Source organism: Plantactinospora sp. ZYX-F-223 (genome assembly GCF_039649625.1).
Taxonomy (GTDB): domain Bacteria; phylum Actinomycetota; class Actinomycetes; order Mycobacteriales; family Micromonosporaceae; genus Plantactinospora.
In genome coordinates, this window is record NZ_JBDJAV010000006.1 from 211620 (window position 1) to 226017 (window position 14398).

General features: G+C 72.8%; 15 protein-coding genes. 8 read left to right on the plus strand and 7 right to left on the minus strand.

Translation table 11 applies throughout. The features are described from left to right. Positions 1 to 43 precede the first annotated feature (43 nt). Genes AAH979_RS08695 through AAH979_RS08715 form a run of 5 tightly spaced genes read right to left on the minus strand, consistent with a single transcriptional unit; the run spans position 44 to position 5169 of the window. The gene (locus AAH979_RS08695) at positions 44 to 1645 is read right to left on the minus strand and encodes a thiamine pyrophosphate-binding protein (RefSeq protein WP_346257536.1); all 1602 of its coding nucleotides are present in this window, start codon (positions 1643 to 1645) and stop codon (positions 44 to 46) included. Next, positions 1642 to 2520 carry an ABC transporter ATP-binding protein gene (locus AAH979_RS08700; protein ID WP_346257537.1) on the minus strand — a complete coding sequence of 293 codons (879 nt, stop codon included), beginning with the start codon at positions 2518 to 2520 and terminating at the stop codon, positions 1642 to 1644. Before AAH979_RS08700 ends, AAH979_RS08695 begins: the two co-directional genes overlap by 4 nt. After that, complete coding sequence (locus AAH979_RS08705; protein ID WP_346257538.1) at positions 2517 to 3365, minus strand: ABC transporter permease; 849 nt, start codon at positions 3363 to 3365, stop codon at positions 2517 to 2519. The genes AAH979_RS08700 and AAH979_RS08705 overlap by 4 nt, the downstream gene beginning before the upstream one ends. Beyond that, positions 3362 to 4213: an ABC transporter permease gene (locus AAH979_RS08710; protein WP_346257539.1), complete on the minus strand. Its 852-nt coding sequence runs from the start codon at positions 4211 to 4213 to the stop codon at positions 3362 to 3364. Before AAH979_RS08710 ends, AAH979_RS08705 begins: the two co-directional genes overlap by 4 nt. Continuing rightward, entirely contained in the window at positions 4210 to 5169 is a 960-nt protein-coding gene (locus tag AAH979_RS08715) for an ABC transporter substrate-binding protein (RefSeq protein WP_346257540.1), read from the minus strand. Before AAH979_RS08715 ends, AAH979_RS08710 begins: the two co-directional genes overlap by 4 nt. A 365-nt stretch (positions 5170 to 5534) precedes the next feature. Between AAH979_RS08715 and AAH979_RS08720 the strand changes: the two genes are divergently transcribed. From AAH979_RS08720 to AAH979_RS08750, 7 genes are read left to right on the plus strand one after another with little or no spacing between them, the layout of a single operon-like run. Continuing rightward, a complete protein-coding gene (locus AAH979_RS08720) occupies positions 5535 to 6716 on the plus strand; it encodes a thiolase family protein (protein WP_346257541.1) in 1182 nt (393 codons plus the stop codon). A 13-nt stretch (positions 6717 to 6729) separates the two neighbouring features. Then, complete coding sequence (gene pcaH, locus AAH979_RS08725) at positions 6730 to 7515, plus strand: protocatechuate 3,4-dioxygenase subunit beta (RefSeq protein ID WP_346257542.1); 786 nt, start codon at positions 6730 to 6732, stop codon at positions 7513 to 7515. Further along, positions 7508 to 8170, plus strand: a complete 663-nt coding sequence (pcaG, locus tag AAH979_RS08730; protein WP_346257543.1) for a protocatechuate 3,4-dioxygenase subunit alpha — start codon at positions 7508 to 7510, stop codon at positions 8168 to 8170. The genes pcaH and pcaG overlap by 8 nt, the downstream gene beginning before the upstream one ends. Beyond that, the gene (gene pcaB, locus AAH979_RS08735; RefSeq protein ID WP_346257544.1) at positions 8145 to 9596 is read left to right on the plus strand and encodes a 3-carboxy-cis,cis-muconate cycloisomerase; all 1452 of its coding nucleotides are present in this window, start codon (positions 8145 to 8147) and stop codon (positions 9594 to 9596) included. Before pcaG ends, pcaB begins: the two co-directional genes overlap by 26 nt. Then, a complete protein-coding gene (gene pcaD, locus AAH979_RS08740) occupies positions 9593 to 10525 on the plus strand; it encodes a 3-oxoadipate enol-lactonase (protein WP_346257545.1) in 933 nt (310 codons plus the stop codon). Before pcaB ends, pcaD begins: the two co-directional genes overlap by 4 nt. Beyond that, a complete protein-coding gene (pcaC, locus tag AAH979_RS08745; protein ID WP_346257546.1) occupies positions 10518 to 10898 on the plus strand; it encodes a 4-carboxymuconolactone decarboxylase in 381 nt (126 codons plus the stop codon). The genes pcaD and pcaC overlap by 8 nt, the downstream gene beginning before the upstream one ends. Continuing rightward, positions 10895 to 11689, plus strand: a complete 795-nt coding sequence (locus AAH979_RS08750; protein WP_346257547.1) for an IclR family transcriptional regulator — start codon at positions 10895 to 10897, stop codon at positions 11687 to 11689. Before pcaC ends, AAH979_RS08750 begins: the two co-directional genes overlap by 4 nt. Here the strand turns inward: AAH979_RS08750 and AAH979_RS08755 are convergent. After that, positions 11686 to 12294, minus strand: coding sequence for a DUF1349 domain-containing protein (locus AAH979_RS08755; protein ID WP_346257548.1), 609 nt, complete (start codon positions 12292 to 12294; stop codon positions 11686 to 11688). The two genes, AAH979_RS08750 and AAH979_RS08755, sit on opposite strands and share 4 nt — an antisense overlap. Positions 12295 to 12490: 196 nt before the next feature. Here AAH979_RS08755 and AAH979_RS08760 point away from each other — a divergent pair, with 196 nt between their 5' ends. Continuing rightward, on the plus strand, positions 12491 to 13771 hold the full coding sequence (locus AAH979_RS08760; protein ID WP_346257549.1) for an Ig-like domain-containing protein: 1281 nt from the start codon (positions 12491 to 12493) through the stop codon (positions 13769 to 13771). 145 nt (positions 13772 to 13916) lie between these two features. Here AAH979_RS08760 and AAH979_RS08765 read toward each other — a convergent pair whose 3' ends face one another. After that, the gene (locus AAH979_RS08765; RefSeq protein WP_318401017.1) at positions 13917 to 14264 is read right to left on the minus strand and encodes an Lsr2 family protein; all 348 of its coding nucleotides are present in this window, start codon (positions 14262 to 14264) and stop codon (positions 13917 to 13919) included. Between the last annotated feature and the right edge of the window lie 134 nt (positions 14265 to 14398).

A 14398-nucleotide genomic window follows, 5' to 3' on the forward strand; every position in this document is an offset into this window, starting at 1 on the left:
TTGGGGTGGTGGCGGTGCGCCGCCTCGTCGGGCGGACAGGGGGTCAGGGCGCGAAGTGCGGCTTCGGGCTCATGGCGATGTCGAGCAGCAGCGGTTCGGTCCGGTCGGCGAGGGTCGGCACCACCTCGTCCAGCACGGCGAGGAGTTCCGGGTGGGTCCGGATCCGCCGGGCGGGACAGCCGAACGACCGGGCCAGGCCGTGCACGTCGACCTCGTCGAACGCCGGCCAGGGCGGCTTGCCGCCGTACTGCTCGGTGAGCTCGTCCAGCACCGCGTACCGGCCATTGGAGAGGACCACGTAGAGCACGCCGCAGCCGTACCGGACGGCGCTCCACAGCCCCTGGACGGCGTAGAGCGAGGCGCCGTCGCCGAGGATCGCCACCACCGGGCGGGTCGGGTCGCCGAGCCGGAGCCCGGCCGCGGCGGGCAGCCCGAACCCGAGGCCGCCCATCGCCGCGCTGACGAAGCCGCGTGGCTGCCGGGCCGGCAGCATCCGGTGCAGGTCCGGCCGGGTGGACGGGGTCTCCTCGACAAGTACGACGTCGGCCGGCAGCCGCCGGGCCAGCGCGGCGAAGACGTGCGTCGCCCGGAGCGGCTCGCCGGGCGCCGGTGGCGCGACCGGAGCCGGGTCCGGGCGGCCCGGGGCGGGACGGTCCCGCTGCGCCACCCGGGTGGCCAGCGCGGCGCAGCAGACGGCCGGGTCGGCCAGCACCGCGAGGTCCGCCTCGCTGCGGTGCACCTCCTCCGGCTCGGCCGAGACCACCGCGACGGTCAGGCCGGCGGGCACCAGCGGGCCGGGCTCGTAGACGTACTGCCGGAAGGCGGCGGCGCCGACCACCAGGGCCAGGTCGTGCCCGGCCAGCGTGGCGCGGAGCTGGGACCGGGCGGCCGGCAGGTGACCGGCGAACCGGGGATGGTGCTGCGGAAATCCGGCCCGGGCGCCGAACGCCTCCTGCCAGACCGGCGCGCCGATCCGCTCCGCCAGTGCGGTCAGCGCGTCCCAGGCCGCCTGGTCGTCCGCTCCGGCGCCGACCACCAGCACCGGGGCGGTGGCCGCGTCGACCAGCCGGGCCAGCTCGTCGACGGCGGGACCGGGCGCGGGGGCCGGCGCGCGGACCTGCTCCGGTGCGGCCCGGCCGAGCGACGGGTCGACCTCGGCGGTCCAGTCGTCCATCGGCACCACCACCAGGGCCGGGCCGCGGCGCAGGGTCGCCTCGTGCCAGGCCCGGCGTACCGCCGCCGGCACGTCCTGGGCCAGCACCGGCTGCTCCACCCACACCGGGTACGGGGTGCCGAGCTGGTCGAGCCGGCCGGCGAGGAACGGCTCGGCGGCCAGGTGCCGGCGGTCCTGCTGCCCGACGAGCACCACCAGCGGCGCCCGGTTGACCCGGGCGGTGGCGAGCGCCCCGACGGCGTTGCCGAGTCCCGCCGTGGTGTGCAGGTTCACCACCGCCGGCCGCCCGGTGGCCAGCGCGTAGCCGGTGGCCATCCCGACCACGGAACCCTCGTGCAGGGCGAGTACGAAGGTCAGGTCGTCGGGCAGGTCGGCCAGGAACGCCACCTCGGTCGAGCCCGGATTGCCGAAGACCCGGTCCACGCCGTACCGGCGCAACACCGCCAGGGTGGCGTCCCGGACCGTGGTCATCGGGTACCGGTCGGCTGGCGTGCTGGCGTGCCGGTCGGGGCGTCCACCGGGCCGGGGCCGGTGGTCCAGCCGCTCTTGGCCCGTTGGATCTGGCCGAACACCTGGGCCCGCAGTTCGGCGAAGCGGGCCGACGACCGGGTGCCGAGCTGGTCCCGCTCGGCCGGCAGGTCGATCGCCACGTCGTCGAGTACCACGGTCGGCGACCCGGAGAGCACCAGCACCCGCTGGCCGAGATAGACCGCCTCGTCGATGTCGTGCGTGACGAACAGGATGGTCACGCCGAGCCGCTGCCACAACGACCGGACCAGGTCCTCCAGGTCGGCCCGGGTCTGCGCGTCGACCGCCGCGAACGGCTCGTCCATCAGCAGGATGTGCGGCTCGTACGCCACCGCCCGGGCCAGCGCCACCCGCTGCTGCATGCCGCCGGAGAGCTGCCACGGGTAGGCGCCCGGCACGTCAGCGAGGCCGACGGCGGCGAGCGCGGTGTGCACGAGTTCCTGGCGGCGGGACCGGCTCAGACTCTTCTTCTGCTTCAGTGGCAGCTCGACGTTGCGCTGCACGGTCATCCACGGGAAGAGGCTGCGGCCGTACTCCTGGAAGACCACGGCCATGCCCGGCGGCGGACCCTGCACCGGGGCACCCTCCAGGACCAGCTCCCCGGAGGTCGGCGGGAGCAGGCCGGCGATGCACTTGAGCAGGGTGGTCTTGCCGGCGCCGGAGGGGCCGACCACGCAGACCAGTTCTCCGGCACCGACGGAGAAGGTGAGATCCCGGACCGCCTCGACCGACCGGCCGCGTCCGGTGTAGACCTTGCGCAGCCCGCGGATGTCGAGCAGCGGTGCGGTGTCACCCTGGGGGAGGTCTGTCGAGTTCATCGCTGCCCATCGTCTCGTTGTGACTGCCGGAGGCCGAGGTACCAGTGCAGGGCCGACCGCTCGAAGAGCCGCAGCAGCATGGCGAGCAGGAAGCCGAGCAGACCCAGCAACAGGATGCCGGTCCACATGTCGGTGACCGCGAAGGTGCGCTGGAACTGGATGATGGTGAAGCCCAGCCCGTTGTTCGCGGCGAACATCTCGCTGATCACCATGAGGATGATGCCGACCGACAGGGCCTGGCGTAGCCCGGTGACGATCTGCGGGGAGGCGGACCGGACCACCAGGTGCCAGAGCCGGGCCGGACCGCGGATGCCGTAGCAGCGGCAGGTCTCGGTGAGCACCTCGTCGACCGCCCGCACCCCCTCCACCGTGTTGAGCAGGATGGGCCAGACGCAGCCGGAGAGCACCACCAGCACCTTCATGGTGTTGCCGAAGCCGGCGAAGAGCATCAGCACCGGCACCAGCACCGGCGGCGGGATGGCCCGGAGGAACTCCAGCACCGGTTCGCAGAATGCCCGGACCCGCCGGAAGGAGCCGATCAGGACGCCGAGCCCGACACCGACGGCGACGGCGAGCAGGAATCCGGCGGTGAGCCGCAGCAGGCTCGGCAGCACGTCCGCGCGCAGCCGGTCGCTGCGCAACCAGACGTCGTCGAAGCTGGCCAGGATCTCCGACAGCGGGGGGAGGTAGAAGGTCTCGCTGTCGGCCGAGAGCACCCACCAGAGAGCGAGCAGCCCGAACGGCAGGCCGAAGACGGCGGCGGTCCACCACAGGGCCCGACCGAGGGTCAGCACGATCCACCGCCCGGCGCCCGGTCGCTGCCGTCCGAACGCGCCACCGCTCACCGGGTGCCCTCGCCGCGTACCGAGGGGTGCCAGGAGAGCACCGCGCGTTCGAGTTGCCGGGCCAGTACGTTGACCGCCACCCCGAGCAGGCCGGTGACGATGATCAGGGCGTACATCGAGTCGACCGCGCCGCCGGACTGGGCCCGGTTGATCTCGTTGCCCAGCCCCGGCGCCCCGATGATCAGCTCGGCGGTGATGGCCAGGATCAGCGCCACGGCGGCGGCGAGCCGGACCCCGGTCAGCAGGTACGGCAGCGCGGTCGGCCAGAGCAGGTGCCGGATCCGGGCCCACCGGCCCAGCCCGAAGGTGTACGCGGTGTCCCGGGCGACCGGGTCGACGTCCCGGACCCCGTAGAGCACCTGGACGAGCACCTGCCAGAACGCCGCGTAGACCACCAGCAGCAGCACGGAGCGCAGGTCGGTGCCGAAGAGCAGCACGGCGAGCGGGATCAGCGCGACCGAGGGGATCGGCCGGAGGAACTCGACGGTCGAGGCGGTGAACTCGCGCAGCACCGGTACGGTGCCGAGGACGAAGCCGACCAGCACGCCGAGCGCGATCGCGATCGCCAGGCCGAGGAACCAGCCGCGCAGCGTGTCGGTGACCGCCGTCCAGAACCGGGACTCGCCGAGCAGTTCGCCGAGGGCGACCGCGATCTCGCTGGTCGGCGGCAGGTAGTTCGCCGAGACCAGCCCGAGCCGGGGCACCGCCTCCAGCACGAGCAGGAAGGCGGCGAAGCCGAGTAGCCCGAGCAGGGCGGTGTCGCCGCGCGGCCGACCGGTGCCGCCGGACCGGCCGGCCGGGGCCGGTGCGGTCGCGGCGGGCGGCGGTACGGTGGCGGCTCGGGTCACGGGAGCAGTTCCGAGACGTCGACCTTCTCCTTGATCAGCCCGTCGCTCAGCATCAGGTCCGCCAGGGTCTGCACCGAGTCACGGTTGATCTCGGCGGGCCAGGCCGGCAGGGTGATCTTCGCGGCCACCGCCGGGTCGATCTGGGTGTACGTCTGCAACACCTGGCGGGCCTCGTCCGGGTGCTCCTGGGCGTACTTCAGGGACTTGTCCATCGCGGCCTTGAACCGCTTGGTCAGGTCGGCCTTCTGGTTGATGGTCTGCTCGGTCGAGAAGTACGCCGCCACCGTCATGTTCGGGATGGCCTCGGCGAAGTTGTAGGCGACGACCCGGGCGCCCTGGTTCTGCGCGATGGTGAAGAACGGCTCGACGACCATCGCCGCATCGACCCGCTTGCCCAGCACCGCGGCCGGCATCTCCGGGAACGGCAACTCGGTCCACTTGATGTTCGACGGGTCGCCGCCGGCCTTGCGGATCGACGCCCGGGTGGTGGTGTCGGTGATGTTGTTCAGGTTGTTGATCGCGATGTTCTTGCCGGCCAGGCCGGCCGCGTCGGTGATCGGGCTGTCCGGCGGCACCACGACGCCGCCGAAGTCGGCGCCGGGCTTTCCGGTGGAGGAGTTCCCCACCGTGATCGCCTTGACCGGGATCTTCTGCGAGCGGGCGGTGATCAGCGAGACGACGTTGCCGAAGGCGAAGTCGAACTGCCCGCTCACCACGCCGGTCACCGCGAAGGAGCCGCCGGTGGTGTTGACCACCTCGACCTCGATGTTCTGCTCCTTGAAGAAGCCCTTGCTGTTGCCCAGGTGCAGCGGGGCGACGTCGACGATGGGGATCGCCCCGACCTTCACCCTGTCCACGCCGCCGGGGCCGCCACCGGACGGGTCGTCGGAGGAGCCGCAGGCGGCGACGGCGAGCAGGGCGGCGAGGGCGGTGGTGGTGGCGGCGAGACGGCGCATCGGGTCTCCCGGCGTCCGGCGGTCCTGTCGGGACCGGGCTGAATGGCTCACGGCGGAGCCTCGGGGGTGGTGTGGTCGCTAGCCGAACGAATGTTCTCATTTGGAACGTTGGCACAGTGACCGAGTTCACGTCAACAAGCGCCCCGCAACTTCTCCGCAACGTCGCCGAGCGGTGCGCCGAGCGGCACCGGGACCTCGTTGACGGATCGGGGGACGGGGATTACGTTCGTCATAAGCACGGGAGTCCGCATATCGAACGTGTGTTGATTGGTGGACCGGACGCGACGAGGGGCACCTGACGACCCGCCGTCCCGCCGCCGGTAGCGTCGGGTCGGCCCGGCGATCGGCGGCAGTAAGGAGACATGGTGACCAACGACGTTTACGTCCTCGACGCCGTACGGACCCCGATCGGGCGGTACGGCGGCGGCCTCGCCGGAGTACGCCCCGACGACCTCGCCGCGCACGTGCTGCGGGAGGTGACCCGGCGCAGCCCCGACCTCGACCCGGCCCGGATCGACGACGTACTGCTCGGCAACGCCAACGGCGCCGGCGAGGAGAACCGGGACGTGGCGCGGATGGCGGTCCTGCTCGCCGGGCTGCCGCCGACGGTGCCCGGCGCGACCGTCAACCGGCTCTGCGGCTCCGGCCTGGAGGCGGTGATCGGTGCGGCCCGGGCGATCGCGGTCGGCGACGCCTCGATCTGCGTCGCCGGTGGCGTCGAGTCGATGACCCGGGCCCCCTGGGTGCTGCCCAAGCCCGAATCCGGCTACCCGCGCGGGCACGAGACCCTGCACTCCACCACGCTCGGCTGGCGGATGGTCAACCCGGCGATGCCGGCCGAGTGGACCGCTTCGCTCGGCGAGTGCACCGAGATCCTCGCCGAGCGGTACGGCATCTCCCGCGACGAGCAGGACGCCTTCGCGGTACGCAGTCAGCGGCTCGCCGCGCGGGCGTGGGCCGACGGGGCGTACGCCGACGAGGTCAGCGCGGTACCCGGCACCGAGGTGGAGACCGACGAGAGCATGCGCCCGGGTACCAGCACCGAGGCGCTGGCCCGGCTCAAGCCGGTGTTCCGGCCCGACGGCACGGTGACCGCCGGCAACTCCTCCCCGCTCAACGACGGGGCGAGTGCCCTGCTGCTCGCCGACCGGGCCGGTGCCGAGGCGGCCGGCCGGACCCCGCTGGCCCGGATCGTCTCCCGCGCGGTCGTCGGCATCGAACCGCAACTGTTCGGCATCGGCCCGGTGCGCGCCGCCGAGGAGGCGCTGCGGCGGGCCGGCGTCGGCTGGTCGGACCTGGCGGTGGTGGAGCTGAACGAGGCGTTCGCGGCCCAGTCGCTGGCCTGCCTGGCGCAGTGGAAGGAACTCGACCCCGAGATCGTGAACCCGCAGGGCGGGGCGATCGCCCTCGGCCACCCGCTCGGTTCCTCCGGATCGCGCATCCTCGGCTCGCTGGCCTGGCAACTGCACCGCCGCGGTGGTGGGCTGGGCCTTGCCGCCATCTGCATCGGCGTCGGCCAGGGCCTGGCCGTCGTACTGGAAGCCTGACGGGAGGACGGCCATGACCACCGAGCACATCCGTTCCGCCGAGCCCGAGCTGCCGGCGGGCGGGCCGACCAGCCCCGGCGGGCTGGTACTGCCCCGCTACCGGCACGACGACCCGGACACCCACCCGCCGATGCTCTTCCCGGACTACGGCTCCACCAACCTGCGCGCCCCGAAGCAGCCGCTGGCCCTGCTGCCGCAGCGGCTGACCGAGGTCACCGGTCCGCTGCTCGGCGAGGGTCGGCTCGGCGAGCTGGACCACGACCTGACCCGGCAGCACGCCGGGGAGCCGCTGGGCCAGCGGATCATCGTGCACGGCCGGGTGCTGGACGGCAACGGCCGTCCGGTGCCGCACACCCTGGTGGAGATCTGGCAGCCGAACGCCGCTGGGCGCTACCGGCACGCGGGCGACAACTGGCCGGCACCGATCGATCCCAACTTCACCGGGGTGGGTCGGACGCTGACCGACGCCGACGGGCACTACCGGTTCGTCACCGTGCAACCGGGCGCCTATCCCTGGCGGAACCACCCGAACGCCTGGCGGCCGGCGCACATCCACTTCTCCCTCTTCGGCCAGGCGTTCACCCAGCGGCTGGTCACCCAGATGTACTTCCCCGGCGATCCGCTCTTCTTCCAGGACCCGGTCTTCAACTCGGTCCGCGACCCGCTGGCCCGGGAACGGCTGATCTCCCGGTACGACCACTCGGTGACCGAGCCGGAGTGGGCGCTCGGCTTCGAGTTCGACCTGGTGCTGCGCGGCCGGGAGGCCACACCCTTCGAGGACGGCGACGACGATGACTGAGCACACCGACCTGACCCCGACCTTCGGCACCGGCCCGGCCGTCGACACCACTGCGGCGCCGGCCGCCACGGCAGCACTCGCCCCGGCGCCGCCGCTCGGCTCGACACCCGCGCAGACGGTGGGGCCGTACCTGCACATCGGCCTGCTCTGGCCGGACGGCCCGGACGTGGTGCCGGAGGGTACCCCGGGAGCGATCTGGATCCGCGGCCAGGTCTTCGACGGCGCCGGGGCGGTGGTGCCGGACGCCCTGGTGGAGACGTGGCAGGCGGACCCGGACGGCCGGTTCGACCATCCGGACGATCCCCGGGGAGCCCGGCCGCCGGCAGTGCCCGGATTCCGGGGCTTCGGCCGCAGCGCCACCGACGCCGACGGCCGGTACGAGATCCGTACCCTCAAGCCCGGCGCCCTGCCCGGCCCGGACGGCGAGACCGAGGCACCGCACCTGAACCTGTCGATCTTCGCGCGTGGCCTGCTGCACCGGCTGGTGACCCGGCTCTACTTCCCGGACGAGGAAGCGGCGAACGCCGCCGACCCGGTGCTCGGCACGATCGACCCGGCCCGCCGCGCCACCCTGGTGGCCCGGCCGGCCCCGGACGGGCTCTGCTTCGACATCCACCTTCAGGGCCCGGATGAAACCGTCTTCTTCGCGGTCTGAGCCGGAGCCGACGCACGGCGCCGGCAGCGGCTCGGCGATCGGGGCGCCCGTCGCCGGCAGCGGCTCGGTGACCTGGGCGCGCGGCGGGCTGCTCAGCGGGCTCTCCGGCGCCGCCGAGGTGGACGCCGAACTCACCGACCGGGCACTGCTGACCGCGCTGCTCGACGTGGAGCGGACGCTCGCCGAGGCCGGCGCCGAGTGCGGCGTCGTGCCGGAGCCGGCCGCCGAGGCGATCGCGCGGTGCTGCCATCCGGACCGGTTCGACCTCGCCGCGCTCGCCGAGGGGGCCGACGCCGCCGGCAACCCGGTGGTGCCGCTGGTCCGCCAGCTCACCGAGGCGGTACCGGCCGCCGCCCGGCCCTGGGTGCACCACGGCGCGACCAGCCAGGACGTGCTGGACACCGGACTGGTCCTGCTCGCCAACCGGGCCGGTGAGCCGCTGCTGCGTCAGCTCGACGCCGCGCTCGACGCCGCCGCCGGGCTCGCCGACCGACACCGGGACTCCGTGCTGCTGGCCCGTACCCTCGGCCAGGCCGCCGCGCCCACCACCTTCGGGCTGAAGGCCGCCGGCTGGCTGCTCGCCCTGCTGGACGCCCGGACCCGGCTGGCCGCGGCCCGGTCCGCGCTGCCGGCACAGCTCGGCGGGGCGGTCGGCACGCTCGCCGCGCTCGGTCCGGCCGGGCCGGAGGTGACCGCCCGGCTCGCCGCCCGGCTCGGCCTCGCCGCGCCCCGGCTGCCCTGGCACACCCGGCGGCAACCGCTGCTCGATCTCGCCGCCGCGCTCGGCAGCCTGCTTGCCGCCGCCGGCAAGGTCGGCCTGGACGTCGGGCTGCTCGCCCAGACCGAGCTGGCCGAGGTCGCCGAGGGCGGCGGCCCGGGCCGGGGCGGCTCGTCGGCGATGCCGCACAAGCGCAACCCGGTGGATGCCGTGCTGCTCGGCGCGGCCGCCCGGCGCGGGCCGCACCTGGTGGGCACGCTCTTCGCCGCCGCCGTCCAGGAGCACGAGCGGGCCACCGGCGGCTGGCACGCCGAGTGGGAGCCGCTGCTCGACCTGCTCCGGCTGGCCGGCGGGTCGGCCGCCCGGACCGCCCGGCTGCTGTCCCGGCTCGACGTGCGCCCGGAGCGGATGCGGCACAACCTCGACGCGCTCGGCGGCCGGGTACTCGCCGAGGCGGTCGCCGCCCGGCTCGCCCCGGCGCTCGGCCGGGCCGACGCGCACGACGTGGTGGCCCGGGCCGTCACCGCACCGGACTTCAAGGCCGCGCTGCTGGCCGACCCGACCGTCCGGACCCACCTCGCCGAGCGGGAGCTGGACCAGGCGCTCGACCCGACCAACTGGCTCGGCTCGGCCGGCACCTTCGTGGACCGGGCGCTCCAGGATTACCGGGCGTCCGGGGTGGACCGGAAATCGGAGAATTCGACATGACATCCCGGCTGCACGCCTGCGTCGACGGGCCGGCCGCCGCGCCGGTGCTGGTCCTCGGCAGCTCGCTCGGCACCTCCGGAGCGATGTGGCAGCCGCAGTTGCCGGCGCTGACCCGGCAGCACCGGGTGGTCCGGTACGACCACCTCGGGCACGGCGACTCCGACGTGCCGGCCGGCCCGTACACGATCGCGGATCTCGGGCACGCCGTCCTCCGGCTGCTGGATGACCTCGACCTGCCCCGGGTGTCGTACGCCGGACTCTCCCTCGGCGGGATGGTCGGGATGTGGCTCGCCGCCAACGCGCCCGACCGGATCGACCGTTTGGTGCTGCTCTGCACCTCGGCCCGGCTCGGCCCGGCCCAGGGCTGGCGGGACCGGGCCGCCGCGACCCGGTCCGGCGGGGTCGAGGCGGTCGCCGACACGGTCGTGGGGCGCTGGTTCACCAGAGGTTTCGCCGCGATCCGGCCGGAGGTGGTCGCCGCGTACCGGTCGATGCTCGCCGCGACTCCGGCCGAGGGGTACGCCGGCTGCTGCGAGGCGATCGCCGAGATGGACCTGCGCGACGACCTGGCCCGGATCACCGCGCCGACCCTGGTGGTCGCGGGCGCGAACGATCCGGCGACTCCGATCGAGCACGCCCGGGTGTTGGCCGACCGGATTCCCGGCGCCGGGCTGCGGGTGGTCGGCGACGCCGCCCATCTGGCCAATGTGGAGCAGCCGGACCGGGTCGGCCGGCTGATCCTCGACCACCTCGGCGGCGGAGCCGACCCGGCCGGGGCCATGCCGACCGGGATCGCGTCGACCGGTGCCGACGCGGTCGGGACGGTGCCGACCGCGTCGGACCCGACCGGGGCAGACCGGAGCGGGGCGGACCGGAACGGGGTCGAGCAGCCGGAGCGGAGCGGGTGGAAGGAGCGGGCGGATGGATGACCGGGACCGGCACGCGGCCGGCATGGCGGTCCGGCGCGAGGTGCTCGGCGACGCGCATGTGGACCGTGCCGTCGCCGGCACCGACGAGTTCACCGCGGACTTCCAGGACCTGATCACCCGGTACGCCTGGGGCGAGATCTGGACCCGGCCGGAGCTGGACCGGCGCACCCGCAGTTGCATCACCCTGGCCGTGCTGGCCACCCTGCACCACGACGAGGAGCTGGCGATGCACGTCCGGGCCGCGCTGCGCAACGGGCTGACCCGGGAGGAGGTCCGCGAGGTCCTGCTCCAGGTGAGCGTCTACGCTGGCGTTCCAGCGGCGAACCGGGCATTCAAGGTCGCCCAGGAGACTCTGCGGCAGGAGGACGGGTGACCGAGGTGACCGAGGAGACGGCCCGGACCGGTGAATTCGTCCAGTCGTTGGAGCGGGGACTCGCGGTCATCCGGGCGTTCGACGCCGACCATCCGCAGCTGACCCTGAGCGAGGTGGCCCGGGCGACCGGACTGACCCGGGCGGCGGCCCGACGCTTCCTGCTCACCCTGGTCGAGCTGGGTTACATGCGTACCGACGGGCGGCTCTTCTCGCTGCGCGCCCGCATCCTCGAACTCGGGTACGCCTACCTGTCCAGCCTGAGCCTGCCCGAGGTGGCCCAGCCGCACATGGAGAGCCTGGTCGCCGAGGTACACGAATCCTGCTCGATGTCGGTGCTCGACGCCGACGAGGTGGTCTACGTGGCGCGGGTGCCGACCAAACGGATCATGACGGTGGCGATCAGCGTCGGCACCCGTTTCCCGGCGTACGCCACCTCGATGGGGCGGGTACTGCTGGCCGCCCAGCCGGCACAGTGGCTCGACAACTACCTCGACACCGCCGAGCTGCGCCCGCTCACCCGGCGTACGGTCACCGATCCGGCGCGGTTGCGGACCATCCTGAACCGGATCTGCAACCAGGGCTACGCGATCGTCGACCAGGAACTGGAGGAGGGGCTGCGGTCCCTGGCGGCGCCGATCCGGGACGCCGACGGCGCGGTGATCGCGGCGCTGAACGTCTCCGCACACGCCAGCCGGGGCAGCTCCGAGGTGATCCGCAAGGAACTGCTGCCGCCGCTGCTCGCCACCGCGAAGCGGATCGAGGAGGACCTGCGGGGCGGTCAACTGCGCTAGCGGCCGTCCCGCAGGTCGGCCAGGCGGGTGGCGGAGAAGCTGATCTGGTCGAACCAGACCGGGCAGCCGGCGCCGGTCGGCGACTGCGCCGAGAGGCCGAACCGCAGCGGTGTCGCTGCCGGGTCAAGCCGGAAATGCCGGACGAACTCCCACCACGTCCCGTCGGTGCTGGCGTGGAACGCCCAGGCCGGGCCGAGTCGGGAGATCCGCAGCCAGAGCGGGGCGGCGTCGTCGACCACGAATCCGTTGGCGTCGTCGGAGACGTCGCGGCTGATCACCGACACCACCATGGCGGCGCCCTGCGGTGAGCGTTCGTACGCGAGTTTGGCCCAGTGCCGGGGCCCGGAGTAAAGCAGTAGGCAGCCGGCGTCGTAGCTGTCGGCGAAGCCGACCCTGACCCGGGCCGAGAACTGGAAGTCGCCCTCGGGCGCCGCGGTCAGCAACCGGGGAGCGGAGAGCACGGGCTCGCCGCCGGCCGGGTCGACGAAGAGGTCGGTCTGGGCCGGTGCGCTGACGGTGAGCCCGGTGATGCCGTCGCGTGCCCAGTCAGGCGGCGCGACCTCCCAGTCCAGCGGTGTCGGTAAGCCGAGGTCGATCTGCTGCATCCGAGCAGGATGCCAGAAACCACCCACCTGGTGGGCCCGGGCGGGTGCGGGTCGGCGGAAAACCACCGCTCCGCCAGGGTTTACCCCTTGGTTGAGCGGCGATTCCCCGGGTAATGGCGGTTCTCGCCGCGACGCGGCGTGACCATCCAGGGCGAAAGTCTCGGGACAGGAGCGGAGGGAATGGGGTGGGGGGAGCATGGTACTGAGGCGTCGAGCGGTGTTGTTGGTGATGCTCGTGATGACCGCCATACCACTGGTTCTGGCGGGCTGTACGGGCAATCCGTTTGAGCGGGTCGGTCGGCCGGCACCGCCACCACCGAAGCTGGCGATTACCCCCGCACCGGATAGCCGGGATCTGCCGACGAGCGTCGAGATCGGTACGGCGGTGACGGACGGGAAGGTCGCCAACGTGGTCGTGACCGATGCCGCCGGCACCCGGGTCGATGGCGCGATGCGCGCCGATGGTACGAGCTGGATGCCGAGCAAGGCGTTGGCGAACAAGCAGACCTACACCGCCGAGGTAACCGCCAAGAATGACGCCGGGAAGGCGGTCACCCAGAAGACGACCTTCAGCACCATGGACAAGCCGGCTAAGCGGACCGTGACCAACCTTAATCTGCAGAGTGACCAGACCTACGGCGTGGCGATGCCCATAACGGTGTCATTCGACTCCGACGTCCCGAAGGACGCCCGTGCCGGGATCCAGCGACGGCTGCTGGTCAGCACCGACCCGCCGCAGCCGGGCGTCTGGTCGTGGGACGAGAACGGCCGGCAGGTCTCCTACCGCGCTCCCGACTTCTGGCGCCCGGGGACGACGGTCACCGTCCGGGCCGCGCTGGACGGGGTACCGATGGGTGGGGGGAGCTTCGGCGACACCGACCGCTCCGGTACCGCGAAGATCGGCAACCGGGTCTTCCTGGAGATCGACAACGCCACCAAGCAGATGTCGGTGTTCAAGGACGACGTGCTGGTCAAGAAGATCCCGGTCAGCCTCGGCAAGAGCAGCACCCCGACGTCGAGCGGCAAGATGGTGATCATGGAGAAGCACGAGTCGACGGTCTTCGACACCACGGGTTCCCCGGACCCCTATGTGGTCACCGTCTCCAACGCGCAGCGACTGACCTGGGGTGGCGAGTTCATCCACGCGGCCCCGTGGTCCGTTGGCGAGCAGGGGGAACGGAACGTCTCGCACGGCTGCACGAACGTGTCGGACGAGAACGCGGAGTGGCTGATGGAGACGACCAGGATCGGTGACCTGGTGACGATCAAAGGTACCGAGGTCACCCTCGACCAGGGCAACGGCTGGACCGCCTGGAACGTGAGCTGGGACGAGTTCGTCAAGGGCAGCGCCCTGCCGGTCCCCGCCGACCTCAAGCCGGCGTCACCGGCTCCGGGGGGACCGGCGAACGGTGGACCGCCGGCCGCCGACAAGCCGCCCGCGTCGCCGACCCCGTCGTCGAGCAGCGGCGGCCGGTAATCCGGCCGAGGCAGCAACCCGGGCGCCACCGACGACGGTCGTCGTCGGTGGCACCCGACGTTCCGGCGGGTGGCCGGGTCGGCGGTGCCCATTCCGGCCGGGCGTACCGGCGGGAATCGGGACGCCGCACCCGGCCCCCGCCCGCTCACCGGCTGTTGTACGCCTGCACCACGTTCGACGGAATCCGACCCCGCTCGGAAACCTCGTAGCCGTTCTGCACGGCCCATTCCCGGATGGCGCGGTTCAGGTCGCGGTCACTTCGCGTCGGGCTCGTGGCGGCGCCACGCCGACCCGACCGACGGCTTTCGACCGAGCCGCGTCCAACCCGGCTGCCCGCGTGGATGTAAACGTCCAGCGCCTTCCGGAGCTTGCCGGCGTTCTTATCCGACAGGTCAATCGTGTAGTTGACGCCGTCCAGGCCGAACTCGACAGTGCGGTCGGCCTCGCCGCCGTCGAGGTCGTCGGTCAGAAGTGTGATTACCTGCTTCGCCATGGTCGATTACTCCTCGTGAACATTTATTGCTAGGAGTCGAGTTTGACTGATCGCATGCCAATTCTGCAAGACATTGGCTATTTCTCGCGCGTCGGCGGCGACCGCCGGGACTTCAGTTCTGGCGTGACGCGCGC

Coding starts and splice junctions, on each gene's coding strand:
- AAH979_RS08695 (WP_346257536.1), bottom strand. CDS start 1,645: ATGACCACGGTCCGGGACGCCACCCTGGCGGTGTTGCGCCGGTACGGC.
- pcaD (WP_346257545.1), top strand. CDS start 9,593: ATGACATCCCGGCTGCACGCCTGCGTCGACGGGCCGGCCGCCGCGCCG.
- AAH979_RS08715 (WP_346257540.1), bottom strand. CDS start 5,169: ATGCGCCGTCTCGCCGCCACCACCACCGCCCTCGCCGCCCTGCTCGCC.
- AAH979_RS08755 (WP_346257548.1), bottom strand. CDS start 12,294: ATGCAGCAGATCGACCTCGGCTTACCGACACCGCTGGACTGGGAGGTC.
- AAH979_RS08700 (WP_346257537.1), bottom strand. CDS start 2,520: ATGAACTCGACAGACCTCCCCCAGGGTGACACCGCACCGCTGCTCGAC.
- pcaB (WP_346257544.1), top strand. CDS start 8,145: ATGAAACCGTCTTCTTCGCGGTCTGAGCCGGAGCCGACGCACGGCGCC.
- AAH979_RS08765 (WP_318401017.1), bottom strand. CDS start 14,264: ATGGCGAAGCAGGTAATCACACTTCTGACCGACGACCTCGACGGCGGC.
- AAH979_RS08760 (WP_346257549.1), top strand. CDS start 12,491: ATGGTACTGAGGCGTCGAGCGGTGTTGTTGGTGATGCTCGTGATGACC.
- pcaH (WP_346257542.1), top strand. CDS start 6,730: ATGACCACCGAGCACATCCGTTCCGCCGAGCCCGAGCTGCCGGCGGGC.
- pcaG (WP_346257543.1), top strand. CDS start 7,508: ATGACTGAGCACACCGACCTGACCCCGACCTTCGGCACCGGCCCGGCC.
- pcaC (WP_346257546.1), top strand. CDS start 10,518: ATGGATGACCGGGACCGGCACGCGGCCGGCATGGCGGTCCGGCGCGAG.